The following is a 23507-nucleotide window of genomic DNA, read 5'->3' as shown; positions in this document are numbered from 1 at the left end:
CCTTCTTATTGTTGCGCCTGCTGAGTATCAGCAATCGCGCCAAGAACTACATCGTGCGACACTCCGCCGCGGACCTCGCTCTTTCCTATAGCGAGCGGTAATACCAGGCGCATTTCGCCTGCCAGTACCTTTTTATCACGCATCATGTGAGGCAAATACGCTTCTGCAGACATTTCCTGCGGCCCGCGTACCGGCAACCCTGCACGTTGCAACAGCGCAATCATACGCTGCGTATCCTGCGCGCTAAACTGCCCTAAACGCTCGGACGTATGCGCCGCCATGACCATTCCTGCCGCCACAGCTTCGCCATGTAGCCAGTTACCGTAGCCCATTTCAGCTTCGATAGCATGGCCAAATGTATGTCCCAGATTCAGTAAAGCACGTAACCCGGTTTCGCGCTCGTCAGCAGCGACAACTTCGGCTTTTAGCTCACAACAACGGCGAATACAGTACGCCATCGCTGATTCATCCAGCGCCATCAGCGCATCGATGTTGTCTTCAAGCCAGCAGAAGAACTCGCCGTCGAGGATAATGCCGTACTTAATAACCTCAGCCAGGCCGGAGGAGAGCTCACGCTTCGGCAAGGTTTTGAGACAATTAAGGTCGACGACCACGGAAACCGGCTGCCAGAAGGCGCCAATCATATTTTTACCGAGGGGATGGTTTACGGCCGTTTTGCCGCCAACCGAAGAGTCCACCTGCGAAAGCAGCGTGGTGGGAACTTGAATAAAACGTACGCCGCGCTGATAGCTCGCCGCGGCAAAACCGGTTAAATCGCCAACCACGCCGCCGCCGAGCGCCACGAGTGTGGTGTCGCGGCCATGTGGTTTTTGCAACAGCGCGGTAAATACCGTATCCATCACCGCCAGGCTTTTATACTGCTCGCCATCCGGCAGGATCACGCTGTCAACGTTGACACCCGCTTGCTCCAGTACGGAGCGAACGGTATCAAGATAAAGCGGCGCCAGCGTTTCATTGGTGACCAGCATAACCTGGTCGCCTGATTTCAGTGGCAGAAAAGAAGCTGGATCGTTAAACAAACCAGCCGCGATGGTAATCGGGTAACTACGTTCCCCGAGAGTTACAGTCAGCTTCTCCATAACGCGACGTCCACCTCAGTTGCTTTACTCTGACGCACTTTATTAAGCCAGAATTAGTTGCTTTCCAGCATATGAATAATCTGGTTTGCAACGACTTTCGCGCTTTGATCGTCGGTGCGGATAGTGACATCGGCGATCTCTTCATACAGTGGATTACGTTCATCTGCCAACGCTTCAAGAACTTCACGTGGCGGCGCATCTACTTGTAATAAAGGACGCTTTTTATCGCGCTGCGTACGAGCAAGTTGTTTTTCGATCGTTGTTTCCAGGTAGACCACCACGCCGCGGGCGGAGAGACGGTTACGCGTTTCACGGGATTTTACTGAGCCGCCGCCAGTGGCGAGTACGATTCCCTGTTTTTCCGTCAACTCATTGATGATTTTTTCTTCACGATCGCGGAAGCCTTCTTCGCCTTCGACATCGAAGACCCAGCCGACGTCTGCGCCAGTGCGTTTCTCAATCTCTTGATCAGAATCGTAAAATTCCATGTTGAGCTGTTGGGCTAACTGGCGCCCAATAGTGCTTTTGCCGGCACCCATAGGCCCAACCAGAAAGATATTGCGTTTCTCTGCCATTTTTTCGGTACTACTAAGACTATTCGTTAATGATAAACCCGCTTCGCAGACACCCAGCGCAGCAGGACATGAACTGAAACCTCATATGCAATAGAGCGAGAGTCAGACTAAAAATTATCTCAATACTCCGGCTGGTTTGGCAACAGAATAAAATCGCCGGACATAAAGGGAGGATTGATGTCGTACCCGACTCTCAAATCGGTACCCCTTGTATGCTAAATCCGTCCCCGCGTCAAACACCTGAAACGTGTTTAGCATGAAAAACCCGCTTAATGTACTGCCAGAATACGCGGCGTGATGAAGACAACCAGTTCACGTCGTTCATTATCTTTACCATCATGGCGAAACAGCTGCCCGAGCAAGGGGATTTCGCCAAGCAACGGCACGCTGTCGCGCGCCGACTTATTCTTTTGCGAAAAAATACCGCCCAGCGCCAGGGTCTCGCCGCTTTTCACCTCGACTAAGGTTTCAATTTCTTGCTTATCAATTGCCAACGCTTCGCCATTCTCCTGCTGCAGTACCTGGCCTGGCGTATTTTCGCTAATGCGCAGCTTCAGGCGCACGCGATCCTGCTGTAGCACCGTCGGCGTCACTTCCATCCCCAGGACCGCCTCTTTAAACTCGACCGAGGTGGCGCCGCTTTCTCCGCTGGAGACCTGATAGGGGATTTCGCTGCCCTGTTTGATACTAGCGGGTTGCATATGCGACGCCAGCAAGCGTGGACTGGCGATGATGTCCACCTGCTGCTTTTGCTCCAGCGCGGAAAGCTCCAGCTCCAGTAATCGCCCGTTGATCCGGCCGATATTAAAGCCGCCGCGGGTGGTTGCATCTGACACCGCCAGGTTGCTACTCAGGTTGGTCATTTTCCCCATCCCCGGCGTACTGCTGGCCTCCGCCAGGCTCCACTTCACGCCAAGCTCACGCAGGCTGGTCGCGCTCATTGACACAATGTGCGCCGCCAGTTCCACCTGCCCGACCGGCAGATCCATCTCTTCAGCCCACGCCTTCAGCGCCGGCAAATGACGATCGTCGTCGCGGATTAGCAGACGATTAGTACGCCGATCGACAGTCATCGTGCCGCGGGCGCTCAACAGCTTGCCCCCGGATTTCGCCAGTTCGTCTGCGTCGGCATAGCGCAGCGGGATACTGTGGTTACGTAATGGCAGATTCTGCCAGCGTCTGGCCTGCTCGGCTTCCTGCTGCGCCCGTTTTGCTTGCTGCCACGCCTGTGTATGGATGTACAACACCGTGCCCTGCCGGGCCATTGTCAGCCCGGCGCTATCGACAACCGACTGGAGCGCCTGTCGCCAGGGAACGCTGTTTAAGTGGAGCGACAATGTACCACTGACCTCCGGCGCCACGATTACATTAAGATTTTGCATTTCCGCCAGGCTTTGCAGTACCTGGACCACCGGTACATCATCAACCACCAGCGACACCGGCGGTTCTTTTTTCGTCGCCGCGGCCAGCAACGGCAACAGCAGAAGTAGCAACGGGCTTATCCTTCGCATCATGTTGGCTTCCCTTACGTGACCAGACCCAGCGTGCGGGTTCACACCCGGCGCTGGCCTCCAGAGTTAATGTTTCTACCGTTAGCTGTCGAATTCGCCAGCCGCCAGGCAAAACGTCGTTGCGTCGTACACGCCGCCACTGACCGGTGTGATCCTGAATAAGAGCCAGCCACAGCGCCGGGTGGCCAGTTCCGCCGCCGTAGCGCCACTGTGTCAGTTGTGTGGTCTGGCAGCGATCCTCGACGGGTAAAAAAGGATCCCGCGCCCCTGTCAGCAGAGGACAAACCAACAGCAGCATGTATCCTTTATGTTTCATCGTCCCTCTCCAGCTGCAGCGACAACTGCAACGCTCCTTTTTCGGCATTCAATGAAAAAGCGCCAGGATGTACCCCGCAATCGGCAAGCCAGGCAAACAGCGGCGGCACCGCCTGCCAGTCAACCACAGCAAGCATTTCGCCACCGCGCCCCCTCGGTTGCCAGGCCTGTAAGGCGACGCCGGCGACAGGCGGCTCCAGCGGCGAAAAACGCCGGGTAGTCCAACTATGGACTACGCGTTGCTGCAGCGTGGCGCGCAGCGGCAATATTCGCCGCCATTGCGCCTGTAGCGGCACATTCGCGGGCGGTGAAACGCTGACAGCAGCAAGCGAAAACGTCAGACACATTGCCGCAGCCAACACTGCGCCGCAGAGTAACGTCAACGACCACCCACGCAGCGCCAGCAGGCGTTCAATCGCTAGCCGCATCGGTGGTTTCTCCTGCAAGGAAAAAGCTGAATGACCAGCGCCCCTGTGCATCACGCCGCGTCGCCCCTGGCGTAACCGGTTGAAAACCCTCCAGCTTGCTGAGCGCTTTTTCCAGCGCCGCCACCGCCTTGAGGTTCAGCGCCAGGCCGTTGAGGGTGATTCCCTGCGGCTGGTAGTCCAGCCTGGTCAGCCACAGCGGCTCCGGCAATAGTGCGGCCAGCGATAACAGCCGCGACTGCCAGGCACGCGTCTCCGCCCGCCGCTGCGCTCGCCGAGCCTGCCGCTCACCGCGCTGTATTTCCTCACGCATCTCCCGCTCGCGTTGCAACAGCGCGGAATAAAGCAGATTGTCGGCCTGGGTGCGCATTACCTGCTGCGCCACATCCATCTGACGTAACGTGCGCGTCGCTATCGTCAGGGTGGCGATGCTTAGCGCCATCGCCGCCGCCAGCAGCCCGCCCAGGCGCAAGCGTTGCCGCCGTCGCGTCTCGCGCCACGGCAGAAGATTAATCTGCTGCGCCATGTTTATTTACCTCCCAGCGCCAAACCAAGCGCGATAGCAAAGCGATCGCCGCAGGCGGGAAGCGGCGGTTGCAGGCGGTGGATCACGCTCCAGCAATCGAAGCTATTTTCCGCCAACGGCAGGCTGCTACAGAGCTGGAACTGTTCATCATTGAGGCGCGAGGTTAAGTGCGAGAAAGAGGGGGCTTCAGCGCAAGGACAATAGCCCCAGCCCTCCTGGGTCGCCCATAACCACTGCGCGTCCCCCTGCCAGACCAGGCCCTGAGTCGCGTCAGTAAGCCAGGGAAAAAAAGAAGTGAGAGCAGCCGCATCCGGTACGATAGCCGCCAGGCGCAGCTTAAGCCTCCGCGCCAGCTGACGCAGGGCGTCGATATCCAAACGCTGAGCCGCCGTCGCCTGCCAGCCATCGTTTGCCGCGCGGGCGGCGTAATCGATACACAGCGAAGAGGCAGGCATTTCCAGCTGACGCGCCATCGTGCCCGCTATCCATGTCGCTCTTTCGCTTTCCCGCAGCGACACCTGTGGCGCGGGCAACTGCTTTTGCAGCGTACGGCTGGCAGGAAGCGCAATGCACACCTGATGCTGTAACGGCAGCTCGCGGCGCCATTCACGTAACCGCTTCACCATCTCACTAAGGTCAACGATGCTGCCCTGCGCCACCAGGCCGGGCGGCAGCGGAATTCGCCACCAGCGACGCAAAGCCCAGCGCCCGCGTTCGTATAACAGCGCCACGATGGCGACGCTATCCTGTTGAATGTGAATTCCTATACGCCAATTTCTGAAAGTCATGCTTAGATCTCCTTATCCGCGATTGCGATTCAAGGAGCAGCCTGGATATACCATGTGGCGAAATGGGGGCTTTTAGCGTCGATCGACACGCCGTCCGGAAGGCATAGCGCCAGCAAGCCGCCCCGTAGGGGTATATCAATGCTCCTGGCTTGCCTTTATACTACCGCGCGTTTGTTTATAAACTGCCCAAATAAAACTAAATGGGAATTCTCCGGTGAAGTTCGTAAAGTATCTTTTTATCCTTGCAGTTTGTTGCGTTCTGCTGGGAGCAGGCTCGATTTATGGCCTCTACAAATTTATAGAGCCGCAACTCCCCGATGTCGCGACCTTAAAGGATGTGCGCTTGCAGATCCCGATGCAGGTTTATAGCGCGGACGGCGAGCTTATTGCGCAATATGGCGAAAAGCGCCGCATCCCCGTCACTCTGCAGCAGATGCCGCCGGAGCTGATAAAAGCGTTTATCGCGACTGAAGATAGCCGCTTCTATGAGCATCATGGCGTCGATCCGGTGGGGATTTTCCGCGCCGCCAGCGTGGCGATGTTCTCAGGCCATGCCTCGCAGGGCGCCAGTACCATCACTCAGCAGCTCGCACGTAACTTTTTCCTCAGTCCGGAAAAAACGATAACGCGTAAGATCAAAGAAGTTTTCCTCGCAATCCGCATCGAACAGCTGCTGAATAAAGACGAAATTCTCGATCTTTACCTCAACAAAATTTACCTCGGCTACCGTGCCTATGGCGTCGGCGCCGCCGCGCAGGTTTACTTCGGTAAATCAGTCGATCAGCTGACGCTGAGCGAAATGGCGGTTATCGCCGGTCTGCCGAAAGCGCCTTCCACCTTTAACCCGCTCTATTCGCTGGACCGCGCGACCGCGCGTCGCAACGTGGTGCTGTCGCGAATGTTAAGCGAAGGCTATATCACTCAGGCACAGTACGATCAGGCGCGCAGCGAAGCGATTGACGCCAGCTACCATACGCCGGAAATCGCCTTCTCCGCCCCGTATCTGAGCGAAATGGTGCGTCAGGAGATGGTCAACCGCTACGGCGAGCAGGCCTACGAAGACGGCTATCGCGTCTACACCACCATCACGCGTAAAAACCAGCAGGCCGCCCAGCAGTCGGTGCGTAAAAACGTGCTCGATTACGACATGCGCCACGGCTATCGTGGCCCGGCCAATGTGCTGTGGAAAGTTGGCGAGACCCCGTGGGATAACAAAAAAATCCTCGATACGCTGAAAAAACTGCCGGGCGTCGGCCCGCTAGCCCCGGCGGTAGTCACCTCCGCGAACCAGCAGGAAGCGGTCGCGTTGCTGGGCAACGGCACGTCGGTGGCATTAACGATGGATGGCGTCCGTTGGGCGCGTCGCTACGTTTCCGATACGCAACAAGGCTCGACGCCGCGCAAAGTGACCGACGTCATTCAGACCGGGCAGCAAATTTGGGTGCGCAAAGAGGGCGACAAATGGTGGCTGTCGCAGGTGCCGGAAGTAAACTCCGCGCTGGTATCTATCAACCCGCAAAATGGCGCGATTATCGCTCTGGTCGGCGGCTTTGACTTCAATCAGAGTAAGTTCAACCGCGCTACCCAGGCGCTGCGTCAGGTTGGCTCCAATATCAAGCCGTTCCTTTATACCGCGGCGATGGACAAAGGCTTAACCCTCGCCAGTATGCTTAACGATGTGCCGATCTCCCGCTGGGATGCCGGCGCGGGCTCCGACTGGCGGCCGAAAAACTCGCCGCCGCAGTACGCCGGCCCTATTCGTCTGCGTCAGGGATTAGGCCAGTCGAAGAACGTGGTGATGGTGCGCGCGATGCGCGCAATGGGCGTCGATTATGCGGCAGAGTATCTGCAGCGTTTCGGCTTCCCGGCGCAGAACATCGTCCATACCGAATCACTGGCGCTGGGTTCCGCTTCCTTTACCCCGCTACAGGTCGCCCGCGGCTATTCGGTAATGGCCAACGGCGGCTTCCTGATTAATCCGTACTTTATTAGCAAGATTGAGAACGATCAGGGCGGCGTGCTGTTTGAAGAGCGGCCTAAGATCGCCTGTCCGCAGTGTAATTCGCCGGTGATCTACGGCGATACGCCGAAATCCAATGTGCTGGAAAACCAGGATGTTGAAGAGGTCGCCACCTCTCAGGAGCCGCAAAATGGCGACGTTCCGCCGCAGCCGCAGCTTGAGCAGGCTAATCAGTCGCTGGTCGCGCAAAGCGGCGCGCCGGAGTATGCCCCGCATGTCATCAACACGCCGTTGGCCTTCCTGATTAAGAGCGCGCTGAATACCAATATTTTCGGCGAACCGGGCTGGATGGGCACCGGCTGGCGTGCGGGCCGCGACCTGCAGCGTCATGATATCGGCGGCAAAACCGGTACCACCAACAGCTCAAAAGACGCGTGGTTCTCCGGCTACGGTCCTGGCGTCGTGACGTCGGTGTGGATTGGCTTCGATGACCACCGCCGCGATTTGGGCCGTACCACCGCTTCCGGCGCGATTAAAGATCAGATTTCGGGTTATGAAGGCGGCGCTAAAAGCGCCCAACCGGCCTGGGATGATTTTATGAAACGGGTACTGGAAGGCGTGCCGGAAGAGCCGTTAACGCCGCCGCCGGGTATTGTGACGGTGAATATCGACCGCAGCACAGGTCAACTGGCTAACGGCGGCAACAGCCGCGCCGAGTACTTCATCGAGGGCACGCAGCCTACCCATCAGGCGGTGCGCGAAGTTGGCACCACCATTACCGATAGCGGTGGCGAAACCCACGAGTTGTTCTAATGCAAGCCACCTTCTAAAAGGTGGCCTGAGAGCAGCAAAAAAACCACCGAAATGAACTGCACCCAAAAAGTTGGACACCCAACGAAGTAAGGTGCAGTTTTTTTATTGCTGACAAAGAATACATTCGCTTTTTTGCCGGATGGCGGCTGCGCCTTATCCGGCCTACCGTTCGTGCGACCAGCCTTTAATTTCTTCACCACGCTGGATGAAACTGCCGGTGTTGATGGCCTCAAAATCGCTGAGACGTTCCCGGAAGGCCGGGGCAGCCCGCATGGATGCGGGCTGAGGGCCGTGATTTGCAGGGACGCTGCCTCGGCCCGACCCGAAGCCTGCCGGGATAAGTCGAAGGTACCACGAAGTGGCGATTTTGGCGGCCAGAGCCCGGGAGTACAGAGGGCGGCGGCGACTGGCCGCCCTCTGTGCGCTCCCTGCGCTATGAGAGACATAAAGCAGAAGAAAAATCGGGAGCGCAATGTGTTCGGAAGCGACAGAAAACAACCGTTTTGCCCGAACCGTATCAATCGCAAACTGATAATAGTATCTTGTATAACCGTTTCAATTATTCACTTACCAGGTTTGGCATAACTCTCGTTTTCCTCACCATCAGTAAAGCGCCAGCGACGTTTCCAGTTAGCCACTTACAAACGCCCCTGCGCCTGTAGCCATTCACGCACCAGAAACAGCGCGCTGACGTTACGCGCTTCATTGAAGTCTTCTTCTTCCAGTAGCGACATCAGCTGCGACAGCGGCCAGCGCACCTGCGGCAGCGGTTCCGGCTCATCGCCCGGCAGCGATTCCGGATAGAGATCTTCCGCAACCATAATGTTCATTTTGCTGGAGAAATAAGATGGCGCCATGCTGAGCTTCTTCAGGAAGGTCAATTGACGGGCGCCGAAACCCACCTCTTCTTTCAGCTCGCGGTTGGCGGCTTCCATGGCCGTCTCGCCGGGGTCGATAAGCCCTTTGGAGAAACCCAATTCGTAGGATTCGGTACCGACCGCATATTCGCGGATTAAAATAATGTGGTCGTCAACAATCGGCACAATCATTACGGCTTCACGCGCGGTGGGCCGCATGCGTTCATAAACGCGACGCACGCCGTTGCTGAACTCCAGGTCCACGCTTTCAACATTAAAAAGACGCGAACGCGCTACCGTTTCAACGTTGAGAATGGTGGGTTTTTGTAATGATTTGCTCATTGTCATCGGTCTATGCTGTGATTACAGAAGTCATTGTGCGATACGCAGCACGGTTTCGGCAATCCAAATTGCCACTAATTTACATAGTTGCAACGTTTTGCTTGCAATGCAAAGATTCATAAAGATAAAAAAGTCAATAGGTTGAATTTGTTTTGAGAATTTACCGATTCCTGAGTTTTCCCGTTTTTGATAAGCTTACATGCTGCTGCATTGCACAATAAAATTTCCTGCATTAGACAACATGTGCCGATAAACAATTAAAATTACTATGACGATGGGATGGGCATGGGCACCTTTCTGACCTTTTTCACAGCTCTGCTACTCTGTGTCTTGCTTATCGGGTGGTGGTATCGATCTCATGCCAGACGTCGTCGCCTCCCCTTACTGCAAGCCTTTAGCGACGCGACGACCCGCAAGCTTTCTGATGATGAACGCCAGGCGGTCGAAAAGTATCTCGATGGCCTCAGCCAGTCGCAACAGGTACCGGCGACCGGCGCCAGCGTCGCGCCTGTCGCCCTGAAACTGAATGAGCAGAGCGACACCGTTTATACCGTCACCCGCGCCGTCACCCGCTATGGCATTTCGTCTGATGAGCCCAACAAATGGCGATACTTCCTCGACTCGGTGGAGGTTCACCTGCCGCCGTTCTGGGAACAGCATATCAACGACGAGAACAGCGTCTCGCTGATCCCAACCGACAGCCTGCCGCTGGTGATTGTTCTCAATGACCACACCTTGCGCGACTATCCGCAGGAAGCCCGCAGCTACGCGCTTGAACGCGCATCGGCTACCCAGGCGTCGATTCGCGGTGAGGAGAGCGAGCAGGTCGAGCTGCTGAACATCCGCCAGGAAACTCAGGAAGAGCATGCTCTCAGCCGTCCTGACAGCCTGCGCGAAGGGATTATGATCGTCGCAGCCTTCCTGCTGTTCTATTGCTGCCTGATCTCCCCTGACGTCTTTGCGCCGTGGCTGCTCGGCGGCGGCGTACTGTTGTTGGCAGCGGGCTTATGGGGCATCTATGCGCCGCCGCTGGCCGGTTCGCTACGCGAGATCCACTGCCTGCGCGGAATGCCGAAACGCTGGGGACTGTTTGGCGAGAACGATCAGGAACACGTCAATAATATTTCGCTGGGGATTATCGACCTTATCTATCCGCGCCACTGGCAACCGTGGATCGCCCAGGACCTGGGGCAGCAAACCGATATTGATATTTATCTTAACCGCCATGTGGTTCGCCAGGGGCGCTTCCTGTCGCTGCACGATGAAGTGAAAAACTTCCCGCTGCAGTACTGGCTACGCAGCGCGATTATCGCCGCCGGCGCGCTGCTGGTCGTCATCATGCTGTGGATTAGCGTCCCGCTGAATATGCCCTTTAAATTCACGCTCTCCTGGCTTAAGGGGGCGCAGACCATCGAAGCCACCACCGTCGGCCAGCTTGAGAAGGCGAAAGTCCGCATCGGCGACACGCTGCAGTTAAAAGGTACCGGAATGTGCAACATCCGTACGCCGGGCGCCTGGAGCGCGAAAGAAGCGTCACCGTTTACGCCGTTCGATTGTTCGCAGATCATCTGGAACGACGCGCCTCCCCTGCCGCTGCCGGAGTCCGATATCGTCGGTAAAGCCACGGCGCTGGTCCAGGCGGTACAGCGCCAGTTGCATCCTGACCCGGACGACGATTCACACGTTAGCCCGGCATTACGTTCGGCAATTCAAAAATCAGGAATGGTACTGCTGGATGACTTCGGCGATATCGTGCTGAAAACCAACGATCTCTGCTCGGCGAAAGATGACTGCGTGCGTCTGAAGAACGCGCTGGTCAACCTTGGCAATACCCGCAACTGGGAAGCGCTAACCAAACGCGCCACCGCCGGTAAGCTCGATGGGGTAAACGTGTTGCTGCGGCCGGTGAGCGCCGAATCGCTGGAGAATCTGGTGACCACCTCAACCGCGCCGTTTGTGATGCGTGAAACTTCCCGCGCGGCGCAGGCGCTAAATAGCCCGGCGCCTGGCGGATTCCTGATCGCCAGCGATGAAGGCAGCGAACTGGTCAATCAGCCGTGGCCGGCTATCAGCCTGTACGATTATCCCGCCCACGAGCAGTGGGGAGAGCTACAGCGTCTGGCGGGTATGCTGATGCATACACCATTCCATGCGGAGGGGATTGTCACCAATCTTTATACCGACGCCAATGGCACCCAGCATATCAACCTGCACCGCATTCCCGATCGCAGCGGGCTGTGGCGCTATCTTGGCACCACTCTGCTGCTGCTGGCGATGCTTGGCTGTATGTCGTGGCACGGCGTGCAGGCGATCCGCCGCTATCAGCGCCAGCGTCAGCGCATGGAAGAAATTCAAAAATATTATGAAAGCTGCCTGAATCCGGTTCTCATCCCTTCCCCGGATCATCAAGATTAATTCCTGCGCGGCAGGGTGTGATACCCTGTCGCGCATTTCCCCCCTCGCTGGAGACTCACCATGCAAATCAATATCGCGTGGCAGGAGGTTGATACCGTTCTGCTGGATATGGATGGCACGCTGCTCGACCTCGCCTTCGACAACTACTTCTGGCAAAAACTGGTCCCGGAAACCTGGGGCGCCGCGCGCGGACTCAACCTGCAGGAAGCCAAAGCGGCAATGCATCAGGAGTATCACGCCGTGCAGCATACGCTAAACTGGTACTGTCTTGATTACTGGAGCGAGCGACTGGGTTTGGATATTTGTGCGATGACCAGCGAGCAGGGGCCGCGGGCAAAACTGCGGGAAGATACCGTGCCATTCCTTGATGCGCTGCGGGCCAGCGGCAAGCGCCGCATCCTGTTGACCAATGCGCACCCGCATAATCTGGCGGTGAAGCTCAAGCACACCGGTCTGGACGCGCACCTTGATTTATTACTTTCCACCCACACATTTGGTTATCCGAAAGAGGATCAGCGCCTGTGGCGCGCGGTGGCGGAAGAAACCGGCCTTGATGCGCGCAAAACGCTGTTTGTCGATGACAGCGAGGCTATCCTGGACGCGGCGGCGCAGTTCGGTATTCGTTATTGCCTGGGCGTCACCAATCCGGATTCAGGCCTGGCGGAAAAACAGTATACCCGCCATCCCGGCGTGAACGATTACCGGCGGCTGATCCCTTCCCTGACTCCGGAGGAGAGGCCATGAAAGATAAGCCCGCAGAAAACGTCAGGCTGGACAAATGGCTTTGGGCAGCCCGCTTTTATAAAACCCGCGCCATCGCGCGCGAGATGGTTGAAGGCGGCAAAGTGCACTACAACGGACAACGTAGTAAGCCGAGCAAAATCGTCGAGCTGAATGCCACCCTGACCCTGCGTCAGGGCAACGATGAGCGTACCGTTATCGTCAAAAGCGTTACCGAACAACGCAGGCCAGCCAGCGAAGCCGTTATGCTGTACGAAGAGACGGCGGAAAGTATCGAGAAACGCGAAAAAGTGGCGCTGGCGCGTAAGCTGAATGCGCTAACGATGCCGCACCCAGACAGACGTCCGGACAAAAAAGAGCGCCGCGACCTGATGAGATTTAAACACGGCGACAGCGAATAGCGCTGCCGCCAGCAAGAGAGATGATTATGACTCAACACGATCAATTACATCGTTATCTGTTTGAAAACTATGCCGTGCGCGGTGAACTGGTCACCGTATCGGACACGTTGGAACAGATCCTGGCCAACCATAGCTACCCGCAGCCGGTGAAAACCGTGCTGTCGGAGCTGCTGGTCGCCACCAGCCTGCTGACCGCCACGCTGAAGTTCGCCGGCGATATTACCGTTCAGCTGCAGGGCGACGGCCCGCTCTCGCTGGCGGTGATCAACGGCAATAACCAGCAGCAGCTGCGCGGCGTCGCTCGCGTTCAGGGTGAAATCCCGGAAGGCGCGGACCTGAAAACGCTGGTTGGCAACGGCTACCTGGTCATTACCATCTCTCCACAGGAAGGCGAGCGCTATCAGGGCGTTGTTGGCCTGGAAGGCGATACCCTGGCGGCATGCCTGGAAGATTACTTCCAGCGTTCCGAACAGCTGCCGACCCGACTGTTCATTCGTACCGGCGAGCACGACGGTAAAGCGGTGGCTGGCGGCATGCTGCTGCAGGTGATGCCGGCTCAGGACGCGCAGCTTAACGACTTCGAGCATCTGGCGACCCTGACCGAGACCATCAAGGCGGAAGAGCTGTTCACCCTGCCGGCGACCGATGTATTATGGCGCCTGTACCATGAGGAAGAGGTGACGGTATACGACCCGCAAGACGTCGAGTTCAAATGCACCTGTTCTCGCCAGCGCTGCGCCGATGCGCTGAAGACGCTGCCGGATGAAGAAGTCGACAGCATCCTCGCCGACGAAGGCGAAATTGATATGCATTGCGACTACTGCGGTAATCATTATCTGTTCAACGCGATGGATATCGCCGAGATCCGCAATAACGCCTCGCCGGCGGATCCGCAGGTACACTAATCGCCCTTCTCGCCGGGCGTTGCCGGGTTTTTCTGGCCCGCCGCGCCTGGCGTCAATTATTTCGACCGCGTGTTGAATCGATTTTCACTGAAAGAGTTACGTAACTTTCTTTCAAGAAAGCGATTACATTCACATTTCAGCAGTTTTTTTAATTACTTTTTAACCATTCGGAAACATCTATCGCCACCTGCGGCCGTTTTCCTGAGATAATCACGCGCACTTCGTGACAGGAGTCACTGTGTTTTTCGTAAGAAAGGCGTTTGTCGAGATACGTAAATCTATGAGCCTGGTCGCGGTCTATTCCCTGAAAGAAACCCTACAATTTAAAGCAGTACATATTGGCTAAGGAGCAGTGACATGCGCGTTAATAGTTTAACCCCGCAGGATCTCAAGGCTTACGGTATCAATGACGTCCAGGAAATTGTCCACAACCCGAGCTTCGATACGCTGTATCAGGAAGAGCTCGACCCGAAACTGGAAGGTTATGAGCGTGGCGTATTAACCAATCTTGGCGCCATCGCCGTCGATACCGGCATTTTCACCGGCCGTTCGCCGAAAGATAAATATATCGTCCGTGACGATACCACTCGCGATACCGTGTGGTGGTCTGATAAAGGCAATGGCAAGAACGACAACAAGCCGCTCTCCCAGGAAACCTGGCAGCACCTGAAAGGCCTGGTGACTCACCAGCTGTCGGGCAAACGCCTGTTTATCGTCGACGCCTTCTGCGGCGCCAACGCCGACACCCGCCTCAGCGTGCGCTTCATTACTGAAGTCGCCTGGCAGGCACACTTTGTTAAGAACATGTTCATTCGCCCGAGCGAAGAAGAACTGGCAGCCTTCGAGCCGGACTTTATCGTCATGAACGGCGCGAAGTGCACCAACCCGCAGTGGAAAGAGCAGGGTCTGAACTCCGAAAACTTCGTGGCTTTCAACCTGACCGAGCGCATCCAGCTCATCGGCGGCACCTGGTACGGCGGCGAAATGAAGAAAGGGATGTTCTCGATCATGAACTACCTGCTGCCGCTACAGGGCATCGCTTCGATGCACTGCTCCGCTAACGTCGGCGAAAAAGGCGATGTCGCCGTGTTCTTCGGCCTCTCCGGCACCGGTAAAACCACCCTCTCCACCGACCCGAAGCGCCGCCTGATTGGCGATGACGAGCACGGATGGGATGATGACGGCGTATTTAACTTCGAAGGCGGCTGCTATGCGAAGACCATTAAGCTGTCGGAAGCCAACGAGCCGGATATCTATCACGCGATCCGCCGCGATGCGCTGCTGGAAAACGTCGTGGTACGGGCTGACGGCACCATCGATTTTGATGACGGTTCGAAGACCGAGAACACCCGCGTCTCCTACCCGATCGACCATATCGAAAATATCGTTAAGCCAGTGTCGAAAGCCGGTCACGCCACCAAGGTTATCTTCCTGACCGCCGATGCCTTTGGCGTATTGCCGCCGGTTTCACGCCTGACCGCTGACCAGACTCAGTACCACTTCCTGTCTGGCTTTACCGCCAAGCTGGCCGGTACCGAGCGCGGCGTCACCGAGCCGACCCCAACCTTCTCCGCCTGCTTCGGCGCCGCGTTCCTGTCGCTGCACCCGACGCAGTACGCTGAAGTGCTGGTGAAACGCATGCAGGCTTCCGGCGCCCAGGCTTACCTGGTCAACACCGGCTGGAACGGTACCGGTAAACGTATCTCAATTAAAGATACCCGCGCGATTATCGACGCCATCCTCGACGGTTCGCTGGATAACGCCGAAACCTTCACCCTGCCGATGTTCAACCTGCAGATCCCAACCGAGCTGCCGGGCGTCGATACCCATATCCTCGACCCGCGTAATACCTACGGTTCTCCGGAGCAGTGGCAGGAGAAAGCCGATCAGCTGGCGAAACTGTTTATTGAGAACTTCGAGAAATATACCGATACCCCGGCCGGCGCTGCGCTGGTTGCGGCCGGTCCGAAGCGTTAATCAGGTCACAGAGACAACAAAGCCGGGCGATGCCCGGCTTTTTTATTTTTATACGCTAATCAACTCTCTTTCGCAGGCTTCGCCGGCGACAGCGCGCGATGCACCGGAATCGGTAACCAGGCGCGGATCAGCAGGCCGCCGCGTTCGCTGGTGCCAATCTCCAGGCGACCGTTATGATTGTCGATAATACGCTGCACTATCGCCAGCCCCAGCCCGGTGCCGCTGGTGCTACGGGCGCTATCGCCACGCACAAACGGCTGGAACAGATGTTCGCGCTGTTCCGGTTTAATTCCCGGGCCGTCATCTTCCACCTGGAACCAGGCACGGCTGGCTTCGCTGCCGCTGCTGACTTTAATCCAGCCCTTACCGTAACGAGCGGCGTTCACCACCATATTGGCTAACGCGCGTTTAATCGATAGCGGATGCAGACGCAGCGGAATTTCTCCGGCCTGCAGATCGGTGGCGATTTCCCGCTCGTAGCCGCTTTCGGCGGCGATCACTTCGCCTAACACGGCATTGAGATCCGCAAGCTCCATCGGCATCTCCTGGCCGGTGCGCAGGTAATCAATAAACTGCTCGATGATGGCGTTGCACTCTTCGATATCTTTATTGATCGACTCGGCAAGATAGCCGTCCTGTTCGCCCATCATCTCCGTCGCCAGCCGGATCCGCGTCAACGGCGTGCGCAAATCGTGGCTGACCCCGGCCATCAGCAGCGTACGGTCATCCGCCAGCTGTTTGACCCCGGCGGCCATATGGTTGAAGGCGCGGGTCACCGAACGCACTTCCGACGCGCCGTATTCGCGTAGGGGCGGCGGAATAATCCCACGTCCGACCTGCAGCGCGGCGTGCTCCAGATCGACCAGCGGCCGGTTCTGGATACGGATGAATAGCCACGCGCCGCCAATGGCCAGCAGCATTATCGCCAGCGTATAACGGAATAGCGGCGAGAAATCGCCCTGATGGATTTCAGTCAGCGGTACCCGCACCCAGATATTCGGCGACAGCCAGGTCTTCAGCCACACCACCGGCGAGCTTTTGTTGACCTCAACCCGCACTTCGGTCGGCCCGCCAAGCTGGTGCGCCATCTGCTGGCTTAAGAATTCATAATGCTGCGCCCAGCGCAGGCCTGCGTCTTCCGCTGCCTCATTGGAATAGAGCGAAATCCCCAGCTCGCGGTAAATTTCGCGGCGAAACGCCGGCGGAACCACCAGTTGGGTGCCGTCTTCCAGCTGCAGTTTATCGGTCATCAGCATACGGACTTCGTATGCCAGCACCTTGTTAAACTGCTGCAGGCTCGGCAGGATCGCGAAATTCAGCACCACCAGATAGGTCGTCACCAGGCTGACGAACAGCAGGGTGACGATCAGTAACAGGGTGCGGGCAAATGAGCTTCGCGGCGAAAAACGCACGCGCTTCATGCCTTAGAACCGTCCGGCACGAAGACGTAGCCCAGTCCCCAAACGGTCTGGATGTAGCGCGGATGCGCCGGATCTTCTTCCACCATGCGACGCAGGCGGGAGATTTGTACGTCGATGGAACGCTCCATCGCCGAGTACTCGCGGCCGCGGGCAAGGTTCATCAGCTTATCGCGGGACAGCGGTTCACGCGGATGGCTAACCAGCGCTTTTAATACCGCGAACTCACCGCTGGTGAGCGGCATCGGCTCATCTTCACGGAACATCTCGCGGGTGCCGAGGTTCAGTTTAAATTTGCCAAAAGCGATCACCGCTTCTTCTTGCGATGGCGCGCCCGGCAGCTCGTTCGCCTGGCGGCGCAGCACGGCGCGGATACGGGCCAGCAGTTCACGCGGGTTAAACGGTTTAGGAATGTAGTCATCGGCGCCGATTTCCAGCCCCACGATACGATCCACTTCTTCCCCTTTCGCCGTCACCATAATGATCGGCATCGGGTTGCTCTGGCTACGCAGACGGCGGCAGATAGATAAACCATCTTCGCCCGGCAGCATCAGATCCAGCACCATCAGGTGGAAGGATTCACGGGTCAGCAGGCGATCCATCTGTTCAGCGTTCGCCACGCTACGAACCTGGAAGCCCTGCTCGGTCAGATAACGTTCCAGCAGCGCGCGCAGGCGCATGTCGTCATCCACAACCAGAATCTTATAATTCTCTTGCATTGTTTGTACTCCCAAAGGTTCACTGCAATCGTTAGTGCGTATTCTTAAAAACCCACGCTAATACGACCAGCCAAATCTGGTATATATTCTAGTCGAAATTGTTACAAAGCATATTAAACAGCAATTTATACCCGTCATTCTTCAAGTTGCACGTGCGTTGGCTGCGTGCGCTCACCCCAGTCACATAGTTATCTATGCTCCTGGGGATTCACACACTTGCCGCCTTCCTGCAACTCGAATTATTTAGGGTGAACCCGTCATTCTGAGCAAAATTTACCACCGGCGCGACAAAAAAGAAAAAGGCGGAGGGTCTCCTCCGCCTTTTTAGCTAATTTTGCCGCTTACGCGCGTCGTTGGCTCATGCCGTACCACAGCACCACCAGGAAGCATAGCAGCGGCAACCCATAGGCCAGCGCGGTGCTGTAGCGGTCGGCCAGCGCCCCCATGAAGTAAGGCATAATCGCCCCGCCGACGATGGCCATAATCATAAACGAGCTGGCGCGTTTGGTATGGCTGCCCATATTTTTTACGCCCAGCGCGAAAATGGTCGGGAACATAATCGACATAAAAAAGAAGACCGCAATCAGCGCCACCACCGACACGCCATCAATGCTCATCATCACCAGACCGCAGAGCACGATATTGACCAACGAATACACCATCAGCAGCGTCGCCGCCTGCACCCGCCCCATCAGCCAGGTACTGAAGAAACGACCGACCATAAAGCTAATCATCGCAATCGACAGCAGATAGGAAGCGTGCTGGTTTGTCACGCCATGCCAGTGCTCGGTCGCATAGTTGATAAAGAACGCACCCACGCCGACCTGCGCGGCAACGTAAAAGAACTGGGCGATAACCCCGCCGGTAAAGTGGCGATGCTGCCACAGCCCCTGCGCCGCTTCTTGCTGACTGCCCTCCTCTTCGCGAATATCCGGCATCGGCGTGCGGCGGAACAGCAGCGCGATGGCCAGCACCAGCACGGCGATAGCGACATAGGTGATTTTTACCGAGCTCTGATCGCCGGTATCGCCCTGAGTAGCTGAAAAGAACAGCGTGCCGCCGATCAGCGGGCCAATAAATTGCCCCAGTCCGTTAAACGACTGCGCCAGATTCAACCGCCGCTCGGCGCCTTTACTATCGCCAAGTACCGTCGCATAAGGGTTCGCCGCGGTCTCAAGGCAGCCTAATCCACAGGCAATCACAAACAGCGCGAACAGGAACAGCGCAAAGCTATTCACGCTCGCCGCCGGCACAAACAGCAGCGCGCCAAGCGCATACAGGCACAAGCCGACCAGGATCCCCGCTTTATAACCGCGTTTATCCATAAAGTAGCCGGCGGGCAGCGCCACCAGGAAGTAGGCGCCAAAATAGGCCGCCTGCAGTAAACCGGACTGCGCTTTGGTGACGTGCAGGGTCTCCTGAAAATGTTTATTGAGAACATCGAGCAGGCCGTAAGAGAGCCCCCACATAAAGAACAGGCTGGTGACCAGCATAAATGCCCAGCGCAGATTAGGGGTCGCCCCGGCGCGGGCCGCCAGCGGCTCCGCCGTTTTATTCACTAGCATGGTGAGATCCTCAGTAGAGTACAGAGTTGTTTTATTGATCCTGCAAAGAGAATATGCGCTCCATCGACACCCATTTTTCGCCTGCCGGCGTCCAGGGGGTGGGAACCTGGTATTGCCACATCAGCGCTTCCCAGCGCTGAATGACCGGGTGGTTCAGGCTGTGCTGAGCAAAGCGTTCGCCATCGAAATCCCCGGCGACCTCCATCACCATAAACAGCCGCGTACCAAGCCGGTAAATCTCCATATCCAGCACGCCATGGGCGCGCAGATGCCCGGCGACTTCCGGCCAGATACGTTCATGCAGACGCTGGTATTCGGCAATTTTCTCTGCCGAATCGACCAAATCCAGCGCCTGACACAGTCGCCGCCGCGCGGCGGTAACGCTCATGACAGCGCCCTATCGAGATGCAAATATCCGCCGTCCACCGATAACCACTGCCCGGTAGTGTGCGACGCGCGCGAGGAGATAAGAAACACCACGGTATTGGCGATCTCTTCCGGCGTGGTCATGCGTTTGCCCAACGGGATGCGTTGGTTAATCGCCGCCATCTGCCGCTGCGGGTCAGGGAAGGTATTTATCCAGCGCTGGTACTGCGGCGTCAGCACTTCTGCCGGCACCACCGCGTTGACCCGCACGCCGCTCTCGCGCAGCGATACCGCCCATTCACGGGTTAATGCCAGCACCGCCCCTTTCGCCGCGGTATAGCCGCTGGTGCCGCCCTGGCCGCTGAGCGCGGTTTTCGAGGCGATATTGACGATAGCCCCCCGCGCCGCCTCCAGCGCCTCGCGGCACAGGTGGGCCATTTGGTAGTAGTGGATCAGGTTTTTCTCAAGCGATCCGAGAAACGCCTCACGCCCGGCCTCAAGCCCTACGCCATCGTTCACTCCGGCGTTATTCACCAGCGCATCAATACGACCAAAGCGCGCCAGCACCTGGCCTACCGCCCCGGCGCATTCAGCCTCCTGGCACAGGTCGGCGATAATCAGCTCACTTTGCGGCGCGATTTGCTTCAGCCTATCCATAAACCCCTGCTCTGGCTGGGCGTTAGTGACGATGACCGGCACCGCCCCCTCTTCCGCCAGCAGTTGCGTCACGGCCGCGCCGATCCCCGAGCCGCCGCCGGTGACGATAACCACTTTGTCTTTAAGAAATAGATCCACGCTTCGCCTCCGTTAAACCATAAACCCGACAGGCAGTGCCGCCCCAGATAGCTGACCGCTGCGTTTCCGTCAGCGGGGCCAGCGCCGTTTCGCACAGCTGGTAAACCTGGCGGTACTCCGCCGCCAGCAGGCATACCGGCCAGTCGGAACCAAACATCAGCCGCTGCGGGCCAAACAGCTCCAGCGCGGCGTCGAAGAAAGGCAGCAGTTGCTGCTCGGTCCAGCATCCGCCCGCGGCCTCGGTCACCAGACCAGAAAGCTTAAGCGCCACGTGCGGTAGCGCCGCCAGCGGCCGCGCCTGTTCAGCCCAGTAGGCCGCGCCGCGCGCGATATCCGGCTTGCCGAAATGGTCGAGTACCAGCCAGTGATCATCGTGGCGGGCGGCAAAGCGTGCCGCCGCCGCGAGATGACGATGGGTAACCAACAGATCCCAGCTATAGCCCTGGCGCTGCAACTGCTGCATTCCTCGCGAGACCGCCTCGCGCTCAAGCCACGCTGCCGGGTCGGCTTCATCCTGCACCTGATGGCGCAACCCGCACAGCTGGTCGCGCCACTGCGTCAGCTTGTCCTCGAGATCCGCGGCGGTAATATCCAGCCAGCCCACTACGCCGCATACGCCAACCGCCTGAGAAACCTGCGCCACCAGCCAGGCGGTTTCGTTTTCATCATGACGCGCCTGCACCACCACCGCGCCATCGAGCCGGTGCTGCGCCAGCAGCGGCTGGAGCTGCGGAGGGTAAAAATCCCGGCGCAGTTGCGGCATGTCGTCATCAATCCACGGGTAATCCTGTGGCTGATAGCGCCAGTAGTGGTGGTGGGCGTCAATGCGCAACATGCGCTTCTCCACGGTAGCGGTACTGCTCGATAGAAGCCTGATGCATTTCAATCGAGTAGCCCGGCGCCTGCGGCGGCATATAAGCTGCGCCGCGGATTTCGCAAGGGTGCAGGAAGTGCTCGTGCAGATGGTCGACAAACTCAATCACCCGCCCTTCATGGGTACCGGCGATGCACAGGTAGTCAATCATCGACAGGTGCTGGACGTATTCGCACAGTCCGACGCCGCCGGCGTGCGGGCAAACCGGCAGGTTGTACTTCGCCGCCATCAGCATCACCGCCAGCACTTCGTTGACGCCGCCTAACCGGCAGGCATCGATCTGCACCACGTCAATCGCGCCGCGCATAATGAATTGTTTGAACATAATCCGGTTCTGGCACATCTCGCCGGTGGCGACCTTCACCGCGCCGATGTTTTCGCGGATCTTGCGGTGGCCTTCGATATCATCCGGGCTGGTCGGCTCTTCGATAAACCACGGGTTGGCGAAGGCCAACGCTTTGACCCATGGAATGGCGGCGTCCACTTCCCATACCTGGTTGGCATCAATCATCAATTTCCGCTCGGGGCCAATCACTTCCCGGGCAATGCGCACGCGGCGGATATCATCTTCAATATCGCGCCCGACCTTCAGCTTGATATGCGAGAAACCGGCGTCCACCGCCTGCTGACACAGGCGACGCAGTTTTTCATCACCGTATCCCAGCCAGCCCGCTGAGGTGGTGTAGCACGGATAACCCTGCGTCTGCAGTTGTTCAAGCCGCTGGGCTTTACCCTCTTCACGGCTTTCCAGCAGGCGCAACGCCTCCTCCGGGGTAATGCAGTCGGTGATGTAGCGAAAATCGATACAGCGTACCAGCTCGGCCGGGCTCATATCGGCGACCAGTCGCCAGACCGGTTTGCCTTCGGCCTTCGCCCACAGATCCCACACCGCATTGACCACCGCGCCGGTCGCCAGGTGAATCGCCCCTTTGTCCGGGCCAATCCAGCGCAGCTGGCTATCGCTGGTAAAGCGCCGCCAGAAGGCGCCCATATCGGCGGCGATCGTCTCGAGTTGCTCGCCGACGATTAAATGCTCCAGCGCCTGAATCGCCGCGCAGCAAATTTCGTTGCCGCGGCCAATGGTGAAGGTCAGCCCGTGACCGGTGAGCTTAGGATTGTCGGTTTCGAGGATCACGTAGGCGGCGGAGTAATCCGGGTCGGGATTCATCGCATCGGAGCCGTCCAACTGCTGCGAAGTGGGGAAGCGAATATCCTCTACCCGCAGGGCGGTAATTTGCGTCATTGTTTGTCCTCCACGGTCAGCTGCTGCTGTTCGCCCAACCCTTCAATGCCCAAACGAATAGTCTGGCCGGCGCGTAAATAAACCGGCTGCGGTTTCTGGCCCATACCCACCCCAGGCGGCGTACCGGTGGAGATGACATCGCCCGGCTGCAGGCTCATAAAGCGGCTCAGGTAGCTGATGATATAGGGCACTTTGAAAATCATGGTGCGGGTGTTGCCGTCCTGATAGCGCTTGCCGTCGACCTCCAGCCACAGGTTAAGCGCGTTGGGATCGGGGATTTCATCGGCGGTGACCAGCCAGGGGCCGGTCGGCCCGAACGTGTCGCAGCCTTTGCCCTTATCCCAGGTGCCGCCGCGCTCAATTTGATACTCACGTTCGGAGACGTCATTAATCACGCAGTAGCCAGCAACGTGCTGCATGGCGTCGCGCTCGTCGATATAGCGCCCGCCTTTGCCAATCACTACCCCTAATTCGACTTCCCAGTCGGTCTTTTGCGAACCGCGCGGGATAATCACGTTGTCGTTTGGGCCAACCACCGCGCTGGTCCACTTGCTGAATACCACCGGCTCCTGCGGAATATCGGCGCCGGTCTCCGCGGCGTGATCGGCATAGTTCAGGCCGATGCAGATAAACTTACCGATACCGCCAACGCAGGCGCCAATACGCGGATTGCCTTCAACCAGCGGCAGGCTGTAGAGATCCAGCTGGCGCAGACGCGCCAGACTCTCCGGCAGCAGCGCGTCGCCGCGCAGATCGCTAATATATTGCGACAGGTCGCGCAGGCGGCCGTCGTTATCGAGTACGCCCGGACGCTCGCTGCCGGGATTGCCAAAACGAAGTAATTTCATGCGTTTTCCTGATAGTGAAATAAAGCGC

Annotated in this window: 22 protein-coding genes; 6 read left to right on the top strand and 16 right to left on the bottom strand. The window is 57.7% G+C overall.

Translation table 11 applies throughout. The annotated features are described in order from the left end of the window. Nucleotides 1-5 precede the first annotated feature (5 nt). The 7 genes from aroB to AC2CGP_RS09030 all read right to left on the bottom strand — a co-directional run bounded on the left by aroB (nt 6) and on the right by AC2CGP_RS09030 (nt 5240). Nucleotides 6-1100, bottom strand: coding sequence for a 3-dehydroquinate synthase (gene aroB / locus AC2CGP_RS09060; RefSeq protein ID WP_015369386.1), 1095 nt, complete (start codon nt 1098-1100; stop codon nt 6-8). Between the two features lie 53 nt (nt 1101-1153). Beyond that, nucleotides 1154-1675, bottom strand: a complete 522-nt coding sequence (gene aroK / locus AC2CGP_RS09055; protein WP_002920267.1) for a shikimate kinase AroK — start codon at nt 1673-1675, stop codon at nt 1154-1156. Nucleotides 1676-1944: 269 nt separating this feature from the next. Then, nucleotides 1945-3189, bottom strand: coding sequence for a DNA uptake porin HofQ (gene hofQ, locus AC2CGP_RS09050; RefSeq protein WP_047054560.1), 1245 nt, complete (start codon nt 3187-3189; stop codon nt 1945-1947). Further along, the gene (locus AC2CGP_RS09045; protein WP_071609897.1) at nt 3098-3502 is read right to left on the bottom strand and encodes a HofP DNA utilization family protein; all 405 of its coding nucleotides are present in this window, start codon (nt 3500-3502) and stop codon (nt 3098-3100) included. The genes hofQ and AC2CGP_RS09045 overlap by 92 nt, the downstream gene beginning before the upstream one ends. Beyond that, nucleotides 3492-3929, bottom strand: coding sequence for a HofO family protein (locus AC2CGP_RS09040; protein ID WP_484502327.1), 438 nt, complete (start codon nt 3927-3929; stop codon nt 3492-3494). Before AC2CGP_RS09040 ends, AC2CGP_RS09045 begins: the two co-directional genes overlap by 11 nt. Then, complete coding sequence (locus tag AC2CGP_RS09035; protein WP_484502326.1) at nt 3913-4452, bottom strand: PilN domain-containing protein; 540 nt, start codon at nt 4450-4452, stop codon at nt 3913-3915. The genes AC2CGP_RS09040 and AC2CGP_RS09035 overlap by 17 nt, the downstream gene beginning before the upstream one ends. A 2-nt stretch (nt 4453-4454) precedes the next feature. After that, a complete protein-coding gene (locus AC2CGP_RS09030) occupies nt 4455-5240 on the bottom strand; it encodes a pilus assembly protein PilM (RefSeq protein ID WP_020077799.1) in 786 nt (261 codons plus the stop codon). A 214-nt stretch (nt 5241-5454) separates the two neighbouring features. On the opposite strand from AC2CGP_RS09030, the gene mrcA reads away from it, so the two are divergent. Next, a complete protein-coding gene (mrcA, locus tag AC2CGP_RS09025; RefSeq protein WP_020077798.1) occupies nt 5455-8013 on the top strand; it encodes a peptidoglycan glycosyltransferase/peptidoglycan DD-transpeptidase MrcA in 2559 nt (852 codons plus the stop codon). A gap of 638 nt (nt 8014-8651) precedes the next feature. On the opposite strand, the gene nudE is transcribed toward mrcA, so the two are convergent. After that, nucleotides 8652-9212, bottom strand: a complete 561-nt coding sequence (gene nudE / locus AC2CGP_RS09020; RefSeq protein WP_015703662.1) for an ADP compounds hydrolase NudE — start codon at nt 9210-9212, stop codon at nt 8652-8654. Nucleotides 9213-9497: 285 nt separating this feature from the next. Between nudE and AC2CGP_RS09015 the strand changes: the two genes are divergently transcribed. The 5 genes from AC2CGP_RS09015 (at nt 9498) to pckA (ending at nt 15651) form a co-directional block, all read left to right on the top strand. Further along, nucleotides 9498-11627: an intracellular growth attenuator family protein gene (locus tag AC2CGP_RS09015; protein ID WP_020077796.1), complete on the top strand. Its 2130-nt coding sequence runs from the start codon at nt 9498-9500 to the stop codon at nt 11625-11627. A gap of 60 nt (nt 11628-11687) precedes the next feature. Next, nucleotides 11688-12371, top strand: a complete 684-nt coding sequence (yrfG, locus tag AC2CGP_RS09010; RefSeq protein ID WP_015703664.1) for a GMP/IMP nucleotidase — start codon at nt 11688-11690, stop codon at nt 12369-12371. Further along, nucleotides 12368-12769 (top strand): ribosome-associated heat shock protein Hsp15, encoded by a 402-nt coding sequence (gene hslR / locus AC2CGP_RS09005; RefSeq protein WP_045413199.1) that lies wholly within the window; start codon nt 12368-12370, stop codon nt 12767-12769. The genes yrfG and hslR overlap by 4 nt, the downstream gene beginning before the upstream one ends. Nucleotides 12770-12795: 26 nt before the next feature. Next, nucleotides 12796-13674 carry an Hsp33 family molecular chaperone HslO gene (gene hslO, locus AC2CGP_RS09000; protein WP_015703666.1) on the top strand — a complete coding sequence of 293 codons (879 nt, stop codon included), beginning with the start codon at nt 12796-12798 and terminating at the stop codon, nt 13672-13674. A 357-nt stretch (nt 13675-14031) separates the two neighbouring features. Beyond that, entirely contained in the window at nt 14032-15651 is a 1620-nt protein-coding gene (gene pckA, locus AC2CGP_RS08995; protein WP_015703667.1) for a phosphoenolpyruvate carboxykinase (ATP), read from the top strand. 59 nt (nt 15652-15710) lie between these two features. Here pckA and envZ read toward each other — a convergent pair whose 3' ends face one another. From envZ to AC2CGP_RS08955, 8 genes are all read right to left on the bottom strand, one after another. Beyond that, a complete protein-coding gene (gene envZ / locus AC2CGP_RS08990) occupies nt 15711-17072 on the bottom strand; it encodes a two-component system sensor histidine kinase EnvZ (RefSeq protein ID WP_015369373.1) in 1362 nt (453 codons plus the stop codon). Beyond that, nucleotides 17069-17788 (bottom strand): osmolarity response regulator transcription factor OmpR, encoded by a 720-nt coding sequence (gene ompR, locus AC2CGP_RS08985; protein WP_001157751.1) that lies wholly within the window; start codon nt 17786-17788, stop codon nt 17069-17071. The genes envZ and ompR overlap by 4 nt, the downstream gene beginning before the upstream one ends. Nucleotides 17789-18129: 341 nt before the next feature. Next, complete coding sequence (gene fucP / locus AC2CGP_RS08980) at nt 18130-19353, bottom strand: L-fucose:H+ symporter permease (RefSeq protein WP_020077794.1); 1224 nt, start codon at nt 19351-19353, stop codon at nt 18130-18132. A 31-nt stretch (nt 19354-19384) separates the two neighbouring features. Beyond that, nucleotides 19385-19741 carry an L-rhamnose mutarotase gene (locus AC2CGP_RS08975; protein WP_015369371.1) on the bottom strand — a complete coding sequence of 119 codons (357 nt, stop codon included), beginning with the start codon at nt 19739-19741 and terminating at the stop codon, nt 19385-19387. After that, nucleotides 19738-20514, bottom strand: a complete 777-nt coding sequence (locus tag AC2CGP_RS08970) for an L-fucose dehydrogenase (RefSeq protein WP_047042917.1) — start codon at nt 20512-20514, stop codon at nt 19738-19740. The genes AC2CGP_RS08975 and AC2CGP_RS08970 overlap by 4 nt, the downstream gene beginning before the upstream one ends. Continuing rightward, the gene (locus tag AC2CGP_RS08965; RefSeq protein WP_015703670.1) at nt 20498-21349 is read right to left on the bottom strand and encodes an amidohydrolase family protein; all 852 of its coding nucleotides are present in this window, start codon (nt 21347-21349) and stop codon (nt 20498-20500) included. Before AC2CGP_RS08965 ends, AC2CGP_RS08970 begins: the two co-directional genes overlap by 17 nt. Further along, nucleotides 21336-22631 (bottom strand): L-fuconate dehydratase, encoded by a 1296-nt coding sequence (locus AC2CGP_RS08960; RefSeq protein WP_047079914.1) that lies wholly within the window; start codon nt 22629-22631, stop codon nt 21336-21338. Before AC2CGP_RS08960 ends, AC2CGP_RS08965 begins: the two co-directional genes overlap by 14 nt. Continuing rightward, complete coding sequence (locus AC2CGP_RS08955) at nt 22628-23479, bottom strand: fumarylacetoacetate hydrolase family protein (RefSeq protein WP_015369367.1); 852 nt, start codon at nt 23477-23479, stop codon at nt 22628-22630. Before AC2CGP_RS08955 ends, AC2CGP_RS08960 begins: the two co-directional genes overlap by 4 nt. Between the last annotated feature and the right edge of the window lie 28 nt (nt 23480-23507).

The organism is Klebsiella sp. SYXHC3, assembly GCF_057196925.1.
Note: the sequence above shows the minus strand (reverse complement) of the source record. Positions and strands in the feature narration are given on the sequence as shown.

What these genes read in the sequence shown, in the direction of transcription:
- AC2CGP_RS08975 (WP_015369371.1), bottom strand. Translation starts at nt 19,741, where the DNA reads ATGAGCGTTACCGCCGCGCGGCGGCGACTGTGTCAGGCGCTGGATTTG.
- aroB (WP_015369386.1), bottom strand. Translation starts at nt 1,100, where the DNA reads ATGGAGAAGCTGACTGTAACTCTCGGGGAACGTAGTTACCCGATTACC.
- AC2CGP_RS09030 (WP_020077799.1), bottom strand. Translation starts at nt 5,240, where the DNA reads ATGACTTTCAGAAATTGGCGTATAGGAATTCACATTCAACAGGATAGC.
- AC2CGP_RS09015 (WP_020077796.1), top strand. Translation starts at nt 9,498, where the DNA reads ATGGGCACCTTTCTGACCTTTTTCACAGCTCTGCTACTCTGTGTCTTG.
- fucP (WP_020077794.1), bottom strand. Translation starts at nt 19,353, where the DNA reads ATGCTAGTGAATAAAACGGCGGAGCCGCTGGCGGCCCGCGCCGGGGCG.
- AC2CGP_RS08955 (WP_015369367.1), bottom strand. Translation starts at nt 23,479, where the DNA reads ATGAAATTACTTCGTTTTGGCAATCCCGGCAGCGAGCGTCCGGGCGTA.
- nudE (WP_015703662.1), bottom strand. Translation starts at nt 9,212, where the DNA reads ATGAGCAAATCATTACAAAAACCCACCATTCTCAACGTTGAAACGGTA.
- AC2CGP_RS09040 (WP_484502327.1), bottom strand. Translation starts at nt 3,929, where the DNA reads ATGCGGCTAGCGATTGAACGCCTGCTGGCGCTGCGTGGGTGGTCGTTG.
- hslR (WP_045413199.1), top strand. Translation starts at nt 12,368, where the DNA reads ATGAAAGATAAGCCCGCAGAAAACGTCAGGCTGGACAAATGGCTTTGG.
- ompR (WP_001157751.1), bottom strand. Translation starts at nt 17,788, where the DNA reads ATGCAAGAGAATTATAAGATTCTGGTTGTGGATGACGACATGCGCCTG.
- AC2CGP_RS08965 (WP_015703670.1), bottom strand. Translation starts at nt 21,349, where the DNA reads ATGTTGCGCATTGACGCCCACCACCACTACTGGCGCTATCAGCCACAG.
- pckA (WP_015703667.1), top strand. Translation starts at nt 14,032, where the DNA reads ATGCGCGTTAATAGTTTAACCCCGCAGGATCTCAAGGCTTACGGTATC.
- yrfG (WP_015703664.1), top strand. Translation starts at nt 11,688, where the DNA reads ATGCAAATCAATATCGCGTGGCAGGAGGTTGATACCGTTCTGCTGGAT.
- AC2CGP_RS08960 (WP_047079914.1), bottom strand. Translation starts at nt 22,631, where the DNA reads ATGACGCAAATTACCGCCCTGCGGGTAGAGGATATTCGCTTCCCCACT.
- hofQ (WP_047054560.1), bottom strand. Translation starts at nt 3,189, where the DNA reads ATGATGCGAAGGATAAGCCCGTTGCTACTTCTGCTGTTGCCGTTGCTG.
- AC2CGP_RS09045 (WP_071609897.1), bottom strand. Translation starts at nt 3,502, where the DNA reads ATGAAACATAAAGGATACATGCTGCTGTTGGTTTGTCCTCTGCTGACA.
- AC2CGP_RS09035 (WP_484502326.1), bottom strand. Translation starts at nt 4,452, where the DNA reads ATGGCGCAGCAGATTAATCTTCTGCCGTGGCGCGAGACGCGACGGCGG.
- aroK (WP_002920267.1), bottom strand. Translation starts at nt 1,675, where the DNA reads ATGGCAGAGAAACGCAATATCTTTCTGGTTGGGCCTATGGGTGCCGGC.
- hslO (WP_015703666.1), top strand. Translation starts at nt 12,796, where the DNA reads ATGACTCAACACGATCAATTACATCGTTATCTGTTTGAAAACTATGCC.
- envZ (WP_015369373.1), bottom strand. Translation starts at nt 17,072, where the DNA reads ATGAAGCGCGTGCGTTTTTCGCCGCGAAGCTCATTTGCCCGCACCCTG.